The organism is Scandinavium tedordense (assembly GCF_024764965.1).
In the GTDB taxonomy this organism is placed as follows: domain Bacteria; phylum Pseudomonadota; class Gammaproteobacteria; order Enterobacterales; family Enterobacteriaceae; genus Scandinavium; species Scandinavium tedordense.
The window spans coordinates 24,899-45,176 of sequence record NZ_JALIGG010000053.1 but is presented as its reverse complement, the minus strand read 5'-3'; the positions used below and the strand labels follow the sequence as shown (position 1 = coordinate 45,176).

General features: G+C 52.8%; 19 protein-coding genes. 12 read left to right on the top strand and 7 right to left on the bottom strand.

Features of this window, described 5'->3' with window-relative positions:
* Positions 1-13 precede the first annotated feature (13 nt).
* Positions 14-358 (top strand): iron-sulfur cluster insertion protein ErpA, encoded by a 345-nt coding sequence (erpA, locus tag MUU46_RS07935; RefSeq protein WP_110510828.1) that lies wholly within the window; start codon positions 14-16, stop codon positions 356-358.
* Positions 359-407: 49 nt separating this feature from the next.
* Here erpA and MUU46_RS07930 read toward each other — a convergent pair whose 3' ends face one another.
* Genes MUU46_RS07930 through mtnN form a run of 3 tightly spaced genes read right to left on the bottom strand, consistent with a single transcriptional unit; the run spans position 408 to position 2,537 of the window.
* Complete coding sequence (locus MUU46_RS07930) at positions 408-1,031, bottom strand: TRIC cation channel family protein (protein WP_159761169.1); 624 nt, start codon at positions 1,029-1,031, stop codon at positions 408-410.
* A 14-nt stretch (positions 1,032-1,045) separates the two neighbouring features.
* Positions 1,046-1,846: a vitamin B12 ABC transporter substrate-binding protein BtuF gene (gene btuF / locus MUU46_RS07925; RefSeq protein WP_159761171.1), complete on the bottom strand. Its 801-nt coding sequence runs from the start codon at positions 1,844-1,846 to the stop codon at positions 1,046-1,048.
* Entirely contained in the window at positions 1,839-2,537 is a 699-nt protein-coding gene (gene mtnN, locus MUU46_RS07920) for a 5'-methylthioadenosine/S-adenosylhomocysteine nucleosidase (protein WP_159761173.1), read from the bottom strand. Before mtnN ends, btuF begins: the two co-directional genes overlap by 8 nt.
* Before the next feature lie 74 nt (positions 2,538-2,611).
* Between mtnN and dgt the strand changes: the two genes are divergently transcribed.
* The 3 genes from dgt (at position 2,612) to cdaR (ending at position 7,037) form a co-directional block, all read left to right on the top strand.
* Entirely contained in the window at positions 2,612-4,126 is a 1,515-nt protein-coding gene (dgt, locus tag MUU46_RS07915; RefSeq protein ID WP_258965250.1) for a dGTPase, read from the top strand.
* Positions 4,127-4,265: 139 nt separating this feature from the next.
* Positions 4,266-5,714 carry a serine endoprotease DegP gene (gene degP / locus MUU46_RS07910; RefSeq protein WP_159761177.1) on the top strand — a complete coding sequence of 483 codons (1,449 nt, stop codon included), beginning with the start codon at positions 4,266-4,268 and terminating at the stop codon, positions 5,712-5,714.
* 165 nt (positions 5,715-5,879) lie between these two features.
* Positions 5,880-7,037, top strand: coding sequence for a DNA-binding transcriptional regulator CdaR (gene cdaR, locus MUU46_RS07905; protein ID WP_159761179.1), 1,158 nt, complete (start codon positions 5,880-5,882; stop codon positions 7,035-7,037).
* Between the two features lie 92 nt (positions 7,038-7,129).
* On the opposite strand, the gene MUU46_RS07900 is transcribed toward cdaR, so the two are convergent.
* The 4 genes from MUU46_RS07900 to map all read right to left on the bottom strand — a co-directional run bounded on the left by MUU46_RS07900 (position 7,130) and on the right by map (position 12,074).
* Positions 7,130-7,519: a DUF3461 family protein gene (locus tag MUU46_RS07900; RefSeq protein WP_159761181.1), complete on the bottom strand. Its 390-nt coding sequence runs from the start codon at positions 7,517-7,519 to the stop codon at positions 7,130-7,132.
* Positions 7,520-7,630: 111 nt separating this feature from the next.
* The gene (dapD, locus tag MUU46_RS07895; protein WP_052285401.1) at positions 7,631-8,455 is read right to left on the bottom strand and encodes a 2,3,4,5-tetrahydropyridine-2,6-dicarboxylate N-succinyltransferase; all 825 of its coding nucleotides are present in this window, start codon (positions 8,453-8,455) and stop codon (positions 7,631-7,633) included.
* Positions 8,456-8,484: 29 nt separating this feature from the next.
* The gene (gene glnD / locus MUU46_RS07890) at positions 8,485-11,148 is read right to left on the bottom strand and encodes a bifunctional uridylyltransferase/uridylyl-removing protein GlnD (protein WP_159761183.1); all 2,664 of its coding nucleotides are present in this window, start codon (positions 11,146-11,148) and stop codon (positions 8,485-8,487) included.
* A gap of 131 nt (positions 11,149-11,279) precedes the next feature.
* Positions 11,280-12,074 carry a type I methionyl aminopeptidase gene (gene map, locus MUU46_RS07885; protein ID WP_125352687.1) on the bottom strand — a complete coding sequence of 265 codons (795 nt, stop codon included), beginning with the start codon at positions 12,072-12,074 and terminating at the stop codon, positions 11,280-11,282.
* Positions 12,075-12,394: 320 nt separating this feature from the next.
* Here map and rpsB point away from each other — a divergent pair, with 320 nt between their 5' ends.
* The 8 genes from rpsB to rseP all read left to right on the top strand — a co-directional run bounded on the left by rpsB (position 12,395) and on the right by rseP (position 20,278).
* Complete coding sequence (rpsB, locus tag MUU46_RS07880; protein WP_159761185.1) at positions 12,395-13,120, top strand: 30S ribosomal protein S2; 726 nt, start codon at positions 12,395-12,397, stop codon at positions 13,118-13,120.
* 120 nt (positions 13,121-13,240) lie between these two features.
* Positions 13,241-14,092 carry a translation elongation factor Ts gene (gene tsf, locus MUU46_RS07875; RefSeq protein WP_159761187.1) on the top strand — a complete coding sequence of 284 codons (852 nt, stop codon included), beginning with the start codon at positions 13,241-13,243 and terminating at the stop codon, positions 14,090-14,092.
* A 150-nt stretch (positions 14,093-14,242) separates the two neighbouring features.
* Positions 14,243-14,968, top strand: coding sequence for a UMP kinase (gene pyrH, locus MUU46_RS07870; RefSeq protein ID WP_159761189.1), 726 nt, complete (start codon positions 14,243-14,245; stop codon positions 14,966-14,968).
* A 285-nt stretch (positions 14,969-15,253) separates the two neighbouring features.
* Positions 15,254-15,811, top strand: coding sequence for a ribosome recycling factor (gene frr / locus MUU46_RS07865; RefSeq protein ID WP_159761191.1), 558 nt, complete (start codon positions 15,254-15,256; stop codon positions 15,809-15,811).
* A gap of 91 nt (positions 15,812-15,902) precedes the next feature.
* Positions 15,903-17,099, top strand: a complete 1,197-nt coding sequence (gene ispC, locus MUU46_RS07860) for a 1-deoxy-D-xylulose-5-phosphate reductoisomerase (RefSeq protein ID WP_159761193.1) — start codon at positions 15,903-15,905, stop codon at positions 17,097-17,099.
* A 186-nt stretch (positions 17,100-17,285) separates the two neighbouring features.
* Entirely contained in the window at positions 17,286-18,044 is a 759-nt protein-coding gene (gene ispU / locus MUU46_RS07855; protein WP_159761194.1) for a (2E,6E)-farnesyl-diphosphate-specific ditrans,polycis-undecaprenyl-diphosphate synthase, read from the top strand.
* A 12-nt stretch (positions 18,045-18,056) separates the two neighbouring features.
* Positions 18,057-18,914, top strand: a complete 858-nt coding sequence (cdsA, locus tag MUU46_RS07850; protein WP_258965249.1) for a phosphatidate cytidylyltransferase — start codon at positions 18,057-18,059, stop codon at positions 18,912-18,914.
* 11 nt (positions 18,915-18,925) lie between these two features.
* Positions 18,926-20,278 carry a sigma E protease regulator RseP gene (gene rseP / locus MUU46_RS07845; protein WP_159761198.1) on the top strand — a complete coding sequence of 451 codons (1,353 nt, stop codon included), beginning with the start codon at positions 18,926-18,928 and terminating at the stop codon, positions 20,276-20,278.

Below are 20,278 nucleotides of genomic sequence, written 5' to 3'. Positions count from 1 at the left end.
ACCGGAGTGTGAAATGAGTGATGACGTAGCGCTGCCCCTACAGTTTACTGATGCGGCCGCCAGCAAAGTAAAAAACCTGATTGCGGATGAAGAGAATCCGAACCTGAAACTGCGCGTCTATATCACCGGTGGTGGTTGCAGCGGGTTCCAGTACGGCTTCACTTTTGACGATCAGATTAACGATGGTGATATGACCATTGAGAAAGAAGGCGTCGGCCTGGTCGTTGACCCGATGAGCCTGCAATATCTGGTAGGCGGTTCGGTGGATTACACCGAAGGTCTGGAAGGCTCGCGTTTCATCGTGACCAACCCGAATGCCAAAAGCACCTGCGGGTGTGGTTCCTCCTTCAGCGTATAATTTCTGGAACGCTGAAACAAAAAAGCCGTGTCATCGACACGGCTTTTTGCTATCTGGAATTATCGTCTAAGGCGAAGGTCGGAAGTTTCAGGTGCCAGTGAATCGCCGCCAGGCGAATCCCGAGCGTCACCAACATGCCGAGCATGGCCGCGTTTTCCAGCGGTATTCCGAAGGTGAAATACGCGGTAGCGTGCACGATCCCACCCAGAATACAGGCGGTTGCGTAGATTTCAGTCCGCAGGATCATCGGCACTTCGCGTGCCAGTACGTCACGGATAATCCCGCCGCCGACGCCTGTTATCACGCCCATGCAGATAGCGACCAGCGGGCCGGCTCCGGCAATAAACGCTTTGTTCACGCCGATACCGACAAACACCGCGAGGCCGACTGCATCCAGCACCGGAAATATCCATTTCGGCAGGCGACGCGGCTGACGCACCAGCAAAATGGTCAACATGCTGGTGACCATTGCCACCACCAAATCGGTGGGATCTTTTACCCAGAATACCGGGCCGTGAGCCAGCGCCATATCGCGGATCGTACCGCCGCCCACCGCTGTCACCACGCCGAGCACCAGCACGCCAAATGGGTCCATACGCAGCTTACCGGCCAGCAGAACCCCGGAAATGGCAAATACAGCAGTACCCACAATATCCAGCCAATAGACAAGCATTGATGCGTTTCCCGTTAATTGACCTGCGCCATTGCGGTGCAGAGTTGTTTCGCGGCGAGGATAATACGCGGGGAGGCCCGTTCAAACCAGTCGCTGTTTACGGGAATTACCGGAATTTTTAGCTGACGACCCCAGTACTGCTGAATTTTTGTCACTTCAGTGTCGCTTCCGGCGGTGATAATCAGCTGAGGCTGCCGGGCGAGCACCTGTTCGCGGCTAACCTGCGGCCACGGAACGCGGCTGGTGGCAAAAATATTCGCTCCTCCGCAGGCCTCAATCACTTCGTTCTGAATCGAGTTTTTATTGCTGGTAAATAACGGATTAGTGCCAAATTGCAGGAATACCGTTTTTTTCGGGCGGTGAGCATATTCTTGCTTTAGCGCGGCGAATTCATGGCGCAACGACTGCGCTGCCTGTTTCGCCTGTTCGGGCACTGGACTCCAGGCCGCCAATTGCTGCAATGCATCAGCGATGTGCTCCACGCTGCCGGTGTCTACCCACACCACTTTAATACCCAACGCGCTCAGCTGATTTACCTGTCGCTCAGCATTGCCGCCGCGCCAGGCCAGCACTATATCGGGCTTGAGTGCCACGATGCGTTCCAGATTCATCCCTTGCCAGCTGGCGATTTGTTCGATATCGGATGCTTGCGGAGGATAATCAGAAAAGCTGCTCACGCCCACCGGGGTAATACCCGCCGCGAAAGCCAGTTCAGTATTGGCAGGGGAAAGCGTGACCACCCTCGGCGCGGCTATCAGCCACGCCGGAAAGGTCAACAGCAGGGCGAAAAGGCCCGATGTCAGGCCGTTACGCATTCGCCAGGTTCTGGACCAGCGTTTCGACCATCAGGGTCGACTGTTTAGCGGCGACGGCGAGGAACTCATCAAAGCTCAGGTGCGACTGCTGATCGGCGACGTCAGAAATGGCGCGAACAACAACGAACGGCACACCGAAGTTATGACAAACGTGTGCGATAGCGGTGGCTTCCATTTCCACGGCAACCGCCTGCGGGAAGTTGTGGCGGATTTTCGCCAGGCTTACGGAACCATTAATGAACGCATCGCCGCTGACGATAAGCCCACGTACGGCGTTGAGGCTAAGCTGTTTGATGCAATTTTCTGCTGCTTCAATCAGTTTCGCATCAGCCGCGAAGCCTGCCGGGCAGCCTGGTAGCTGGCCGTACTCATAACCAAAAGCGGTGACGTCGGCATCGTGATAGCGCGCTTCATCGGAGACGACGATATCGCCCACTTTCAGCGTAGGGGCCAGGCCGCCTGCGGAACCGGTGTTAATGATGACGTCAGGTTTGCAGCGTTCGATCAGCAGGGCGGCACCCATCGCGGCAGCCACTTTGCCGATCCCAGATTTCAGCAGGGCAACGTCAATACCATTCAGCTGGCCGGTGTAAATTTCGCTCCCGCCGATGGTGATAGTCTGACGGTTTTGGATTTTGTCACGCAGCAGCGTCACTTCTTCTTCCATTGCACCAATAATGCCGATTTTCATAGATTTACTCGCGATGTGATGGGTTTAAAGGCATAGTTTATCATGGAGCACGCATTTCCGGACCGGGAGAGGCTATGGCCACAATTGATTTTCGCACAAAGATAAACTGGCGTCGGCGTTACCGCTCGCCGCAGAACGCTGCGACGGAACATGAAATCCTGCGGATCTTCGAAAGCGATCGCGGGCGCATCGTCAATTCCCCGGCTATTCGTCGGCTGCAGCAGAAAACTCAGGTCTTCCCTCTGGAACGCAATGCAGCGGTGCGCACGCGGCTGACGCACTCTATGGAAGTTCAGCAGGTTGGGCGCTATATCGCCAAAGAAGTGCTGAGCCGCCTGAAGGAGCGCAAGCTGCTGGAGGTATACGGGCTGGATGAACTGACTGGGCCGTTTGAAAGTATCATCGAGATGGCCTGTCTGATGCACGATATCGGCAATCCTCCGTTTGGGCATTTTGGTGAAGCAGCGATTAACGACTGGTTTCGCCAGCGCCTGTGGCCTACGGATGCCGCCAGTCAGCCATTAAGCGACGATCGTTGCCTGGTCGGCACGCTGCGTCTGCGCGAAGGGGAAGATACCCTGAATGAACTCCGTCGTCGGGTGCGCCAGGATCTCTGCCAGTTTGAAGGTAACGCCCAAGGTATTCGCCTGGTACATACGTTGATGCGTATGAATCTCACCTGGGCTCAGGTCGGCTGTATTCTGAAATACACGCGTCCTGCATGGTGGCGGGGCAAGCCGCCAGAAAGTCACAGCTATTTAATGAAGAAACCTGGCTATTATTTCGCCGAAGAGGCCTATATTGCGAGGTTACGTAAAGAACTCGATTTAGCCCCTTACAGTCGCTTTCCATTGACGTGGATTATGGAAGCCGCCGACGATATTTCTTATTGCGTGGCCGACCTGGAAGATGCCGTTGAGAAACGCATTTTCAGCGTGGAACAACTTTATCAGCACCTGTATGACGCGTGGGGCACGCACGAAAAAGGTTCGCTGTTCTCACAGGTTGTCGAAAACGCCTGGGATAAATCTCGGTCTAATACCTTAAGTCGCAGTACAGAAGATCAGTTCTTTATGTATCTGCGGGTGAATACACTGAATAAGCTGGTACCTTACGCTGCGCAGCGATTTATCGATAATCTTCCGAAGATATATACCGGGGATTTCAACCACGCGCTGCTAGAAGACGAAAGTGACTACAGCCAGCTGCTTGAATTATATAAAAACGTCGCCATTAAACAGGTATTCAGTCACCCCGACGTTGAGCAGCTGGAATTGCAGGGGTACCGCGTGATTAGCGGGTTGCTGGAGATTTACCAGCCGCTGTTGAAATTATCGCTGGCGGATTTTAATGAGCTGGTGGAAAAAGAGCGCTTACGTCATTTGCCGATTGAAAGCCGTCTGTTTCAAAAACTGTCGACGCGACATCGTCTGGCGTACGTTGAAGCGGTAAATAAAATCCCGCGTGACGCCACCGAGTATCCATTGATGGAGTACTATTATCGCTGTCGTTTGATTCAGGATTATATCAGCGGCATGACCGATCTTTATGCCTGGGATGAATACCGCCGCTTGATGGCTGTGGAATAACGCGGAAGTTTTGTAAAGACGGACAATATTTTTTTACTTTTTCCAGAAAGTTAAATCCGGAACTTAGCGTTATAAATTGAATCTGACAGTCACATACACAGCAACTTTTGCTTTATCTGACATTTAGAGATTACGAGACATGAAAAAAACAACGTTAGCAATGAGTGCACTGGCTCTGAGTTTAAGTCTGGCCCTGTCCCCACTGTCTGCATCGGCTGCGGAAACAGCTTCCTCCGCCACGACTGCCCAGCAGATGCCAAGCCTGGCACCGATGCTGGAAAAAGTGATGCCTTCCGTTGTGAGCATTAACGTGGAAGGGAGTACCACGGTGAATACCCCGCGTATGGGGCGTAACTTCCAGCAGTTCTTCGGTGATAACTCCCCGTTCTGTCAGGACGGTTCACCTTTCCAGAACTCTCCGTTCTGCCAGGGCGGTGGACAGGGTGGCCCTGGCGCACCAAGGGGTAACGGTGGCTCCCAGCAAGAAAAATTCATGGCGCTGGGTTCTGGCGTAATCATTGATGCAGCGAAAGGCTATGTAGTTACCAACAACCACGTGGTGGATAACGCCACCACCATTAAAATTTCCCTGAGCGATGGCCGCAAATTTGATGCGAAAGTGGTGGGTAAAGATCCTCGCTCTGACATCGCGCTTATCCAAATTCAGGATCCGAAAAATCTCACTGCGATTAAACTCGCCGATTCCGATGCGCTGCGCGTCGGGGATTATACCGTCGCTATCGGTAACCCGTTTGGTCTCGGCGAAACCGTGACGTCCGGTATCGTTTCGGCGCTGGGTCGTAGCGGCCTGAATGTTGAAAACTACGAAAACTTTATCCAGACCGATGCGGCCATTAACCGCGGTAACTCCGGCGGTGCGTTGGTGAACCTCAACGGTGAGCTTATCGGGATTAACACCGCGATCCTTGCCCCGGACGGCGGCAACATCGGTATCGGCTTCGCTATCCCAAGCAACATGGTGAAAAGCCTGACCGAGCAGATGGTCAAATACGGCCAGGTGAAACGTGGCGAGCTGGGCATTATGGGTACCGAATTGAGCTCTGACCTCGCGAAAGCGATGAAAGTTGACGCTCAGCGCGGCGCATTCGTAAGCCAGGTGCTACCGAACTCCTCCGCGGCGAAAGCGGGTATTAAAGCAGGGGATGTCATCACCTCGCTGAACGGCAAACCAATCAGCAGCTTCTCCGCACTGCGTGCTCAGGTTGGTACCATGCCTGTTGGCAGCAAGATTGAGCTTGGTCTGGTTCGTGATGGCAAGCCGGTAAATGTATCTCTCGAACTGCAGCAGAGCAGCCAGACTCAGGTTGATTCCAGCAGCATCTTCAACGGTATTGAAGGCGCTGAGATGAGTAACAAAGGCGCAGACAAAGGCGTGGTGGTGAGTAACATCAAACCGGGTACTCAGGCTGCGCAAATTGGCCTGAAAAAAGGTGATGTGATCGTTGGCGCTAACCAGCAGCCAGTGAAAAACATTGCTGACCTGCGTAAGCTGCTTGAAAGCAAACCGAGCGTCCTGGCGCTGAATATTCAGCGTGGCGACAGCACTATCTACCTGTTAATGCAGTAATCTCAAGCGCTCTTCTCCATATGGAGGAGGGCGCTTTGCTTTTCCCACACTGTCTTTCTGTGAGCCTTCCCACAACTTCATACTTCCTCACTACAGTTTGTGCATTTGCACAATGCACTGCCTTGCACGCTTCCTTATTCTGTTCTTCTGCTGATAGGAGGGGTTATGGCTGGCTGGCATCTTGATACCAAAATGGCGCAGGATATCGTGGCGCGCACCATGCGCATCATTGACACCAATATCAACGTCATGGATGCGCGCGGGCGGATTATCGGCAGCGGTGACCGGGAGCGTATTGGAGAATTACACGAAGGCGCGCTGCTGGTTCTTTCTCAGGGCCGGGTGGTGGATATCGACGATGCGGTTGCGCGTCATTTGCACGGAGTACGCCAGGGAATAAACCTGCCGCTGCGGCTGGAAGGGGAAATTGTTGGCGTGATTGGCCTGACCGGCGAGCCTGCACTGCTACGCAAATACGGTGAGCTGGTGTGCATGACCGCCGAAATGATGCTGGAGCAGTCGCGGCTGATGCATCTGCTGGCACAGGATACCCGTCTGCGTGAAGAGTTGGTGATGAACCTGATTCAGGCGGAAGAGCACACGCCTGCACTCACCGAATGGGCACAGCGATTGGGCATCGATTTGAATCAGCCGCGTGTGGTGGCGGTAGTAGAAGTCGACAGCGGACAGCTCGGTGTCGACAGCGCGATGGCTGAGCTACAACAGCTGCAAACCGCGCTGACCGTGCCGGAACGCAATAATCTGGTGGGGATAGTGTCTCTGACAGAAATGGTGGTGTTGAAGCCTGCTCTGAACACGTTTGGCCGCTGGGATGCTGAAGATCACCGTAAACGGGTTGAGCAGCTGATTGCGCGTATGAAGGAGAATGGCCAGCTACGTTTTCGCGTGGCGCTGGGTAACTATTTCACCGGGCCGGGTAGCATTGCGCGATCGTACCGTACCGCGCGTACCACGATGATGGTTGGCAAGCAGCGTATGCCGGAAAGCCGCAGCTACTTCTATCAGGATTTAATGCTGCCGGTGCTACTCGACAGCCTGCGCGGCGGCTGGCAGGCCAATGAACTGGCGCGCCCGCTGGCGAAGCTCAAAGCGATGGATAACAACGGACTGCTGCGTCGAACGCTGACGGCATGGTTTCGGCATAACGTGCAGCAGCTGGCGACGTCAAAGGCGCTGTTTATTCATCGTAATACGCTGGAGTATCGGCTGAACCGTATTTCGGAACTGACCGGCCTCGATTTGGGTAATTTTGACGACAGGCTGCTGCTGTATGTGGCGTTACAGCTGGATGAGCAGAGGTGAGAAGGCATAGTAGGCACGGCAAGCAAAGCGCCGTCGGGCAAAATGTTCGGATCCACCATTAAAAAAGGCAACACCAGGTTGCCTTTTGGCGTTTATTTTCCGCGGGTTAACTTCTCGAGATCGGATTCGATTTCGCTGATCTTATTGGCAACCACGCTTTCGAGATGGTGCAGGTCGTCGAGGATCTTACGCTTCAGATCCACTTCGGTGCGATCGCGTTTGCAAATCTGATCCAGTTCGTCGATCACATATCGCAGGTTCGGGCTGATTTCCTGCACTTCTTTGTAACCCTGACCTACACCGTCGGCCACTACCGTTTTGCGCTGACGCGGGTATTTGAACTTCACGCTTTTCGCGAAAAACTCGCCTTTATCCTTTTGAAAATAGATTTTCAGGATATCGTTGTTGGCTTCCTGCCGGAGGCTGTAACGATCGATTTCATCAGGATTGGTAATGCCCAAACTTTTCAGATTGTCGTACATAGCGGTATCCCTTGGGTTAAACATAACCTTTGAATAATTAACGAAAAAATTATTTTCCGCCAGCACCAGGTATAAAAAAAGCGGGGTTGCCCCCGCTTTTTTCAGACTGATTTAGTCGATGGTGCGCAGTAGTTCGTTAATGCCGACTTTGCCGCGGGTTTTCGCATCCACTTTCTTCACGATAACCGCGCAGTACAGGCTGTATTTGCCATCTTTTGACGGCAGGTTTCCGGAAACGACAACCGAGCCTGCAGGTACGCGACCGTAGAACACTTCACCGGTTTCCCTGTCGTAAATTTTGGTGCTTTGGCCGAGGTAAACACCCATCGAAATCACGGAACCTTCTTCAACGATAACGCCTTCTACGACTTCGGAACGTGCGCCGATGAAGCAGTTGTCTTCGATGATGGTTGGGTTAGCCTGCAGTGGCTCAAGCACACCACCGATACCTACGCCGCCGGACAGGTGAACATTTTTACCGATCTGCGCACAGGAACCTACAGTCGCCCAGGTATCAACCATGGAGCCTTCGTCGACGTAAGCGCCGATGTTGACGTACGATGGCATTAACACGGTGTTACGTGCAATGTATGCGCCTTGGCGAACGGCTGCCGGTGGCACCACACGGAAACCTTCTTTCTGGAAACGTGCTTCGTCGTAGTCGGCGAATTTCATCGGGACTTTATCGAAGTAGCGGCTTTCCGCTCCGTCGATAACCTGGTTATCGTTGATACGGAAAGAGAGCAGTACCGCTTTCTTCAGCCACTGATGCGTAACCCACTGGCCGTCAATCTTTTCCGCTACGCGCAACGCGCCGGAATCCAGCAGGGAAATAACCTGGTTAACCGCTTCGCGGGTAACGGTATCTACATTCGCCGGAGTGATGTCGGCGCGGCGCTCAAAAGCGGACTCAATAACGTTCTGTAACTGCTGCATTGTTAAACTCTTTCCATTAAAAAAACACACTACCCTTTATCGTTTGGATTGAGGGCCGCTGTCAACCGCTGTTGTACTTCTTGCTGAAGCACATTATTAAGAGCACGCCGGTCGGCTGTCGCAATTATAAATAAATCTTCTACTCGTTCGCCAATTGTCGTAATTCTCGCCCCGTGGAGCGAGATGCCGAGGTCCGCGAAGACCTGGCCAACGCATGCCAGTAAACCCGGCTGGTCGAGCGCGATCAGTTCGAGGAAAGATTTTCTGTCGGTATGCGTCGGCAGAAAATTGACTTCGGTATCGACGGTAAAGTGACGCAATTTTGCCGGTTGACGTCGTGGGGCAGGGGCCTGCCACGAATACTGAGTGATGGCCTGTTCAAGTCCGTGACGAATGGCCTCATGCCTGTCGCCGGACAGTGGACTTCCGTCGGGTTCGAGCACGATAAAGGTGTCCATTGCCATCCCGTCGCGGGTGGTGAAAATCTGTGCGTCGTGCACGCTGAGATTACGCCGGTCCAGTTCAGCGCAAACGGCGGCGAACAGATATGGACGGTCCGGGCTCCAGATAAATATTTCCGTACCGCCGCGCGTCGCCTGCGGGCTCAGCAGGATCATCGGATCGTTCAGATCGTGTTGAAGCAGGTGACGGGCATGCCACGCAAGCTGGTTTGGCGTGTGGCGAACAAAGTAGTTGGCCCGACAACGCGCCCAAATATGATGCAGCGCCTCTTCGTCGATATTGTCCATCCGCAGCAGGGCTAACGCCTGAAGCTGATGATGGCGCACGCGTTCGCGCATGTCCGGCGTGTTCTGCATTCCACGGCGCAGCTGTTTTTCGGTGGCGAAATAGAGCTCACGCAATAGGCTCTGCTTCCAGCTATTCCACAGCGTTTCGTTGGTGGCGCAGATATCGGCGACGGTCAGGCAGACCAGATATCGCAGGCGGTTTTCGGTCTGAACTTCTTCGGCGAACTGTTTGATGACTTCCGGGTCCTGAATATCACGGCGTTGGGCGGTAACCGACATCAGCAGATGATGGCGTACCAGCCATGCAACAAGCTGTGTTTCGCGCGAGTTCAGACCGTGCAGTTCTGCAAATTTGAGGATGTCCTGAGCGCCGAGCACCGAATGATCGCCGCCGCGGCCTTTGGCTATATCGTGGAACAGAGCGGCAATCAGGATCAGTTCCGGGTGATTAAGGCGTGGCCACAGTTCGACACAAAGCGGATGGCGTGAACGCGTTTCCTCTTTGGCGAAGCTTTCCAGTTTCAGCAGCACGCGAATGGTGTGCTCATCGACGGTATAGGCGTGGAACAGGTCAAACTGCATCTGGCCGACAATATGCGACCATTGCGGCATGTACGCCCATAGCACGCTGTGACGGTGCATTGGTAACAATCCGCGGCTGACGGCGCCCTGGTGACGTAACATGCTCAGAAACAGCTCGCGCGCTTCGGGGATGTAGCACAGCGGCTGTTGCAGATGACGACGAGCATGGCGCAGATGCCGCAGCGTCGTCGAGTAAATGCCTGTAATGCTGCTGTTGCGTACCATGATGTGGAACATACGCAGAATCGCCTGTGGCTCGCGCATGAACAGGGTATCGTCGCGCAGGTCGATGAGCGTGCCGCGCAGCTGGAAATCGTCATCGATCGGGCGCGGCTTTTCATCGGCGGTCAACGCAAGGATCGCTTCATCAAACAGCTGAAGCAGCATCTGGTTGAGCTCGCCTACCCGGCGGGTGACGCGATAGAAATCCTTCATCATTTGCTCAACCGGCTGATTGCCTTCGCCGCTGTAGTTGAGCCGTTGGGCCACGTTCAACTGGCGATCGAACAGCAGACGGTTGTCGTAGCGGTTAATTTCCAGATGAAGCGCAAAACGGATACGCCACAGCAGGAGTAAACACTCGTTTAGCTCGTTGCGTTCAGCTTCGGTCAGGAAGCCAAAGCCGACCATTTCATCCAACGAGGTCGCGCCGAAATGACGACGCGCCACCCATTGCAGGGTGTGGATATCACGCAGGCCGCCGGGGCTACTTTTGATATCGGGCTCGAGGTTGTAGCTGGTGCCGTGATAGCGCTGGTGGCGACCATTTTGTTCTTCGACTTTAGCGGCAAAGAACTTTTCCGATGGCCAGAAGCCTTCGCTAAAAATATGCTTTTGCAGTTCGAGAAAGAGGGTGACGTCGCCGATCAGTAGGCGTGATTCAATCAGGTTAGTGGCGACAGTGAGGTCAGAAAGCCCTTCCAGCAGGCACTCTTCGAGGGTGCGTACGCTGTGGCCGACTTCGAGTTTGAGATCCCACAGCAGAGTCAGCAGCTCGCCAATCTTTTGCGCCAGCTCGTCGGGCAGCCTTTTACGGCTGAGGATGAGCAAGTCGATATCAGAGAGCGGATGCAGTTCGCCGCGGCCATAACCACCGACGGCAACCAGTGCCGCGTCTTCTACCTCACCAAAACCGTAATGCAACCACAGACGCTGGAGCATCTGATCGATGTATTCTGTACGGGCGGTTATCAGCTGTTCGGCAGATGTGCCGCTGTCGAAGGCGTCACCCAGCCAGCGCTGGAACGCATCAAGACGCGCCTTGATGCTGGCGCAGTTCAGTTCCGCATCTGCCCAACTGACCGGGTTTTCCGGCTGGCCTGGCAGAAAAGGTAAGGTTGTGTCAGGTAAGGAATTGCTCATCGCGCCACCCATAAGAAAAAACGATTACCCATAAAAAATCGCCGGGAGCGATTTTTAACGTCGCTTGCAGCGGCCCGAAGGATGGCGGCAGGACGCCCGTCATAAAAAAACCGGCTTGCGCCGGCTTCTTGTTATTCGTTGTGCGAGATTATCGCCGGGATAGTGTCATCCTTGCGTAACGTCATTATTTCGCAGCCGTTGTCTGTTACCACAATAGTATGCTCGTACTGTGCAGACAAGCTCCGGTCTTTGGTTTTCACCGTCCAGCCGTCTTTCATGGTGCGGATACGGTAATCGCCAGAGTTGACCATCGGCTCGATGGTGAACGTCATCCCGGCCTGAAGTACTACGCCGCCGTCATCTGCATCATAGTGCAGAACCTGCGGTTCTTCATGGAACACGCGGCCAATGCCGTGTCCGCAATACTCACGCACGACGGAGAAACCTTCCGCTTCGGCAAACTTCTGAATTGCTGCACCCAGCGTGCGAAGACGGATGCCCGGCTTCACCATACGCAGGGCGAGGTACAGGCTTTCCTGAGTCACACGGCACAGACGTTCGCCGAGGATGGTGGGTTTGCCAACGATGAACATTTTGGAGGTGTCGCCGTGGTATTCGTCTTTAATGACGGTCACGTCGATGTTAACGATATCGCCATCTTTCAGCAGCTTTTCGTCATCCGGAATACCGTGGCACACCACTTCATTAATAGAGATGCACACGGATTTCGGGAAGCCGTGATAGCCCAGGCAGGCGGATACCGCATGTTGAGTATTAACAATGTAATCGTCACAGATACGATCCAGCTCGCCGGTGCTGACACCGGGCTTGATGTACGGTTCGATCATTTCCAGCACTTCGGCAGCCAGACGGCCCGCCACGCGCATTTTTTCAATTTCTTCTGGAGTCTTAATAGAGATAGCCATGAATTCTGTCCATCGAGGCCGATTTCTCGGCAATACTAGTGTAAGTGCTGACAATGGTAACAGCCGCCGCTATCGACTGCCAAATTGAGAATCATTACAGCGCTTCGCACCAACATTTATTGGTTTCCACTCGCAATTTATGGTATAAAGCGCGCCGAACTTCCATTCCATTTGATATACACAGAAATGGTCTGGCAGCGACAAATCTCACATTGTGTAATAACACACACGTATCGGCACATACGCCGGGGTGCCCTTCGGGGTCGGTCGTATGGGATACGTGGAGGCATAACCCCAACTTTTATATAGAGGTTTTAAACATGGCAACTGTTTCCATGCGCGACATGCTCAAGGCTGGTGTACACTTCGGTCACCAGACCCGTTACTGGAACCCGAAAATGAAGCCTTTCATCTTCGGCGCGCGTAACAAAGTTCACATCATCAACCTTGAGAAAACTGTACCAATGTTCAACGAAGCTCTGGCTGAACTGAACAAGATCTCCTCTCGCAAAGGTAAGATCCTGATCGTTGGTACCAAGCGCGCAGCAAGCGAAGCGGTAAAAGAATCTGCTCTGAACTGCGACCAGTTCTTCGTGAACCATCGTTGGTTGGGCGGTATGCTGACTAACTGGAAAACCGTTCGTCAGTCTATCAAGCGTCTGAAAGACCTGGAAACTCAGTCTCAGGACGGCACTTTCGACAAGCTGACCAAGAAAGAAGCGCTGATGCGTACTCGTGAACTGGGCAAGCTGGAAAACAGCCTGGGCGGTATCAAAGACATGGGCGGCCTGCCGGACGCACTGTTTGTTATCGATGCTGACCACGAGCACATCGCTATCAAAGAAGCAAACAACCTGGGTATCCCAGTATTTGCTATCGTTGATACCAACTCTGATCCAGATGGCGTTGATTTCGTTATCCCGGGTAACGATGATGCAATCCGCGCAGTTAACCTGTATCTGAATGCCGTTGCTCAGACCGTACGTGAAGGCCGTTCTCAGGATCTGGCTTCTCAGGCGGAAGAAAGCTTCGTAGAAGCTGAATAATAAGGTTTAAGCCCTTATTAGTACCGAGTATGGATAGGGGCCCTCTTAAGCGGCCCCTTTTTCACTTTTATAACCGTTTGGCCCTTCGCCGGGCGGTTTCAATTCCCCGAGGATTTTAGAATGGCTGAAATTACCGCCTCCCTGGTTAAAGAACTGCGTGAACGTACTGGCGCAGGCATGATGGATTGCAAAAAAGCCCTGACTGAAGCTAATGGCGACATCGAGCTGGCAATCGAAAACATGCGTAAATCTGGTGCTATCAAAGCAGCGAAAAAAGCAGGCAACGTTGCTGCTGACGGCGTGATCATCACTAAGATCAATGGCAACTACGGTATCATTCTGGAAGTTAACTGCCAGACTGACTTCGTTGCTAAAGATGGTGGTTTCCAGGCTTTCGCAAACAAAGTTCTGGATGCAGCCGTTGCTGGCAAAATCACTGACGTTGACGTTCTGAAAGCACAGTTCGAAGAAGAACGTGTTGCTCTGGTTGCTAAAATCGGTGAGAACATCAACATCCGTCGCGTCTCTTCTCTGGAAGGCGAAGTGCTGGGTAGCTACCTGCACGGTGCACGTATCGGTGTTCTGGTTTCTGCTAAAGGCGCTAGCGAAGAACTGGTTAAGCAGGTTGCAATGCACATTGCAGCAAGCAAGCCAGAATTCGTTAATCCAGAAGACGTGTCTGCTGACGTGGTAGAAAAAGAATACCAGGTACAGTTGGATATCGCGATGCAGTCTGGTAAGCCAAAAGAAATCGCAGAGAAAATGGTTGAAGGCCGCATGAAGAAATTCACCGGTGAAGTTTCTCTGACTGGCCAGCCTTTCGTAATGGAACCAAGTAAGACCGTGGGTCAGTTCCTGAAAGAGAACAACGCGACCGTGACTAACTTCATCCGCTTTGAAGTGGGCGAAGGTATCCAGAAAGTTGAGACTGACTTCGCAGCAGAAGTTGCTGCAATGTCCAAGCAGTCTTAATTATCGATAAGGAGCCGCCTGAGGGCGGCTTCTTTTTGAGCTCCATTAAGTAAAAATTAGTCAGGCTCCTATAGGCTTGCACTGATGCGCGACATATCCTTGTCGTCAGAATTTACCCCTTTCAAACGTTGACAGTCCCAGGAAAGAAATATGGCTACCAATGCAAAACCCGTCTACAAACGCATTCTGCTGAAGCTCAGTGGCGAAGCACTGCAGGGAACTGAAGGCTTCGGTATCGATGCCAGCATTCTCGATCGTATGGCGCAGGAAATTAAAGAACTGGTCGAACTGGGGATCCAGGTCGGTGTGGTGATTGGTGGTGGTAACCTTTTCCGTGGTGCGGGTCTGGCAAAAGCAGGTATGAACCGCGTTGTGGGCGACCACATGGGCATGCTGGCAACGGTCATGAACGGCCTGGCAATGCGTGATGCGCTTCATCGCGCCTATGTGAACGCCCGCCTGATGTCCGCCATTCCGCTGAATGGCGTGTGCGATAACTACAGCTGGGCAGAGGCTATCAGCCTGCTGCGTAATAACCGCGTAGTGATCCTCGCCGCCGGTACTGGTAACCCGTTCTTCACCACCGATTCTGCAGCCTGCCTGCGCGGTATCGAAATTGAAGCCGACGTGGTACTGAAAGCCACTAAAGTTGACGGCGTATTTACCGCTGACCCGGCAAAAGATCCTTCTGCAACCATGTACGATCAGCTGAGCTACGCTGAAGTACTGGATAAAGAACTGAAAGTGATGGATCTTGCCGCATTCACGCTCGCTCGTGACCATAAACTGCCGATTCGTGTGTTCAACATGAACAAAGCAGGCGCGCTGCGTCGCGTGGTGATGGGTGAGAAAGAAGGTACGCTGATTACGGAATAATTTCCGTAAGCGAGACACGCCATCCTTCGCGCTGCCTCTGCATTGGCTGTATTCCCGAATCCCAGTCACTTACTTGAGTAAGCTCCTGGGATTCAATCAATTGCCGCCTTGATGCAACGTGAATGATTTTGTGTCTAAATAAAGGTAAGATTCCGCTTTAATTTTGCGATGCTTACCAGGCCGCCTTTTCGGCGCCAGGAATTATACGGGCTATACTTACCACACTCGCATATCGGCGGGTGTGGCGTATGGTCAGCCTGAGACAAGATTTCAAGGATTCGTAACGTGATTAGCGATATCAGAAAAGATGCCGAAGTGCGCATGGAAAAATGCGTAGAATCATTCAAAACCCAGATCAGCAAAATCCGCACGGGCCGTGCTTCTCCAAGCCTGCTCGATGGCATCGTTGTCGAATACTACGGTACCCCGACTCCGCTGCGTCAGCTGGCAAGCGTGACGGTAGAAGATTCACGTACCCTGAAAATCAACGTATTCGATCGCTCTCTGAGCCCGGCCGTTGAGAAAGCGATTATGGCGTCCGATCTCGGTCTGAACCCAAGTTCTGCGGGCACCGATATCCGCGTTCCACTGCCTCCGCTGACTGAAGAACGTCGTAAAGATCTGACCAAGATCGTACGCGGTGAAGCAGAGCAAGCGCGTGTGTCCGTGCGTAACGTCCGTCGTGATGCGAATGACAAAGTAAAAGCGCTGCTGAAAGAGAAAGAAATCAGTGAAGACGACGATCGTCGCTCTCAGGATGATGTGCAGAAAATGACTGATGCTGCGATCAAAAAAGTAGACGCGGCGCTGGCAGAGAAAGAAGCAGAGCTGATGCAGTTCTGATTTCTGACGTTATCTGATGAACGCCGTTCAGGAAACCTTCGGGTTTTGCTGGCGGCGTTTTGCTTTTTAGACTTTCTTCTTCGGATTTTTCATGAAGCATTTAACCGTTCTGGGCTCCACAGGCTCCATCGGCTGCAGTACGCTGGATGTGGTGCGTAATAATCGCGGCCTTTTTTCTGTCACCGCGCTGGTGGCTGGGAAAAACGTCGAGCGTATGGTTGAGCAATGCCTGGAGTTCTCCCCGCAATACGCCGTTATGGATGATGCACAAAGCGCCGCTGCGCTGATTGTGGCGCTGCGTCAGCACGGGAGCCAGACGGAAGTTCTGAGTGGTCAACAGGCTGCCTGCGATGTCGCTGCGCTGGATGATGTCGACCAGGTGATGGCGGCGATTGTCGGTGCCGCAGGATTGATGCCGACGCTGGCGGCTATCCGCGCGGGCAAAACCATTCTGCTTGCCAATAAAGAGTCGCTGGTCACCTGCGGACGTCTGTTTATGGATGCGGTGAAAGAGAGCGGGGCGCGTCTACTGCCAGTCGACAGCGAGCACAACGCCATTTTTCAGAGTTTACCGGAAACAATTCAAAATCAGCTGGGTTACGCTTCCCTTGAGCAGAATGGCGTTTTGTCGATTCTGCTTACCGGATCTGGTGGCCCGTTCCGTGAAACGCCTTTGTCTGAACTGCGCGATATGACGCCGGATCAGGCTTGTCGTCATCCGAACTGGTCGATGGGACGTAAAATTTCAGTCGATTCTGCCACCATGATGAACAAAGGTCTGGAATACATAGAAGCTCGTTGGCTATTTAACGCCTCAGTTCAACAGATGGAAGTCATTATCCATCCGCAGTCCGTGATTCATTCGATGGTGCGCTACCGTGACGGCAGCGTGCTGGCCCAGCTTGGTGAGCCAGATATGCGCACGCCAATTGCCCATACTATGGCCTGGCCTGGTCGCGTTGAATCTGGCGTTAATCCATTGGATTTCAAAGCATTAAGCGAGTTGTCATTTGCAGAGCCTGATTATCAACGTTACCCGTGCCTGAAGCTGGCAATGGACGCATTTGATCAGGGCCAGGCGGCAACTACCGCGCTGAACGCTGCCAATGAAGTGAGCGTTGAGGCATTTCTGACGTCGAAAATTCACTTCACGGACATTGCTGCCGTGAACCTCGAAGTCCTGTCAATTCTGGATTTGCAAGAGCCAGAATGTGTGGATGAGGTGATGGAAGTCGATGCGCGTGCAAGAAGTGTCGCAAACCAGCAGGTGATGCGCTTCGCAAGCTGATGATTATCCGTGCAACGGGCACGCAGGCATTTGTTAGCGCTGGGCTTCAGTGTTATAGTCTGCGCCATCCGATAACGCTGTAACGACAAAGTGTTATCGAGGGAGCCGTGGATTTACACGGCTTTTTTGCGCTAAGCGTCTGTATTCCGGTACCGCTAATTCCTTTTCATGGACTAATAACGCGTTATGTTGTCTGCTAACCAACCAATCAGCGAGAACCTGCCTTCCCACGGCTGTCAGCATGTGGCCATCATTATGGACGGCAATGGTCGCTGGGCGAAGAGACAAGGCAAGATCCGTGCCTTCGGCCATAAAGCCGGAGCGAAATCGGTGCGTCGAGCCGTCTCTTTTGCGGCAAATAACGGTATTGAGGCGTTAACGCTTTACGCCTTTAGCAGTGAGAACTGGAATCGCCCTGAGCAGGAAGTCAGTGCATTGATGGAACTGTTCGTTTGGGCGCTGGATAGTGAAGTAAAAAGCCTACACAGACATAACGTACGCTTACGTATTATCGGTGATACCCGCCGCTTTAACGCCCGTTTACAGGAGCGTATTCGTAAAGCAGAAGTGCTGACCGGGAACAATACCGGTCTGACGCTGAATATCGCTGCGAATTATGGTGGGCGCTGGGACATTATTCAGGGAGTTCAGCATCTTGCTGCACAAGTCCAGGAAGGGCTGTTGCGTCCTGACGATATCACCGAAGATTTGCTGGGTCAGCAAATCTGCATGCATGAACTGGCTCCCGTAGATTTAGTAATTAGGACAGGGGGAGAACATCGCATTAGTAACTTTTTGTTGTGGCAAATTGCCTATGCCGAACTTTACTTTACAGATGTTCTCTGGCCCGATTTCGATGAACAAGACTTTGAAGGGGCGTTGCATGCCTTTGCCAATCGAGAGCGTCGTTTCGGCGGCACAGAGGCTGGTGACGACAAAGCCTGATGGGGGTAGCTCTTGCTGAAGTATCGCCTGATCTCTGCTTTCGTTTTAATACCCGTTGTTATTGCGGCGTTGTTTCTTTTGCCGCCAATAGGTTTCGCTATTGTCACCCTGGTGGTGTGCATGTTGGCGGCCTGGGAATGGGGTCAATTAAGCGGTTTTAAATCTCGTTCACAGCGAGTATGGCTGGCGGTGCTTTGCGGATTAATTCTTTCCGCGATGCTCTTTTGGCTTCCGGAATACCATCACAACGTCCATCAACCGCTGGTTGAAGGTTCTCTTTGGGCCTCGTTGGGCTGGTGGATTGTCGCACTGCTGCTGGTGCTGTTTTATCCGGGTTCTGCTGCGCTGTGGCGTAATTCCAAAATGCTGCGTCTGGTGTTTGGTCTGTTGACCATTATTCCTTTCTTCTGGGGAATGCTGACGCTGCGTGCCTGGCATTATGATGAGAACCATTACAGCGGTGCGATTTGGCTGCTCTACATCATGATTTTGGTGTGGGGTGCTGACTCCGGCGCCTACATGTTCGGTAAGCTGTTCGGTAAACATAAACTGGCGCCAAAAGTCTCTCCGGGCAAGACCTGGCAAGGTTTCCTCGGTGGGCTGTTCACTGCGGCGGTTATCTCCTGGATTTATGGTCTGTGTGTGAATCTGGACGTTGCGCCGACGACGCTGTTAACGTGTTCTCTGATTGCCGCGCTAGCATCCGTGCTGGGCGATTTAACAGAAAGTATGTTTAAACGAGAAGCCGGTATCAAAGACAGTGGGAATTTGATCCCTGGGCACGGTGGCATTCTTGACCGAATTGACAGCCTGACGGCTGCGGTTCCGGTGTTTGCTTGCCTGCTACTTTTAGTCTTCAGGACGATTTGACGGAAGGGTTTATGCTGAGCATTCTCTGGAATCTGGCGGCATTCATTGTTGCACTGGGTGTATTAATCACTGTGCATGAATTTGGTCATTTCTGGGTTGCTCGTCGCTGCGGCGTCCGTGTGGAGCGCTTTTCCATTGGTTTTGGTAAAGCGCTCTGGCGCCGCGTTGACCGTCAGGGAACCGAATATGTCATCGCCCTTATCCCTCTGGGCGGTTACGTCAAAATGCTGGATGAGCGTGTCGAACCGGTAGCTCCGGAGATGCGTCACCACGCCTTCAACAATAAAACCGTTGGCCAGCGGGCGGCTATTATTGCTGCCGGTCCGGTTGCAAACTTCATCTTTGCCATTTTCGCCTATTGGCTGGTGTTTATCATCGGTGTCCCTGGTGTGCGCCCGGTTATTGGTGAAATAACGCCCAATTCGATCGCTGCAGAAGCACAAATTGCACCAGGCACGGAACTTAAAGCCGTAGATGGTATCGAAACGCCTGATTGGGATGCAGTCCGTCTGGCGTTGGTGACAAAAATTGGCGATGAGCAAACGACACTCACCGTTGCACCTTTTGGAACACAGCAGCGTCAGGATAAAATTCTTAATTTGCGCCACTGGGCATTTGAGCCTGATAAGGAAGATCCTGTCACTTCACTGGGGATTCGACCACGCGGTGCACAGGTCGAGACGGCACTGGCTGAAGTGCAAATTGACTCTGCCGCGCGCAAAGCAGGTTTGCAAGCAGGCGACAGGATCGTTAAAGTCGATGGTCAGCCACTCACACAGTGGATGACATTTGTCACTCTGGTGCGAGACAATCCCGGCAAGCCGCTGCGATTGGAGATAGACAGACAGGGGAGTCCCTTGTCTTTAACGCTGATACCAGATACAAAGCCCGGTAAAGGGAAAGCTGAAGGGTTTGCGGGTGTGGTTCCAAAAATCATCCCGTTACCCGATGAGTACAAGACAGTGCGCCAGTACGGGCCGTTTGCTGCCATCATTCAGGCTACGGATAAAACGTGGCAGTTGATGAAGTTGACGGTTCAGATGCTGGGGAAATTGATAACCGGTGACGTAAAACTGAACAACCTCAGTGGGCCAATTTCGATTGCTCAGGGGGCTGGGATGTCAGCGGAGTTTGGGTTGATTTACTATCTGATGTTTCTTGCGCTCATCAGTGTGAATCTGGGCATTATCAACCTATTCCCGCTACCCGTTTTAGACGGGGGTCATCTGCTCTTCCTGGCGATAGAAAAGCTGAAGGGCGGACCGGTATCCGAGCGAGTTCAAGACTTTAGTTATCGCATTGGCTCAATATTGCTGGTGTTGTTAATGGGACTTGCACTTTTCAATGATTTCTCTCGGTTGTAG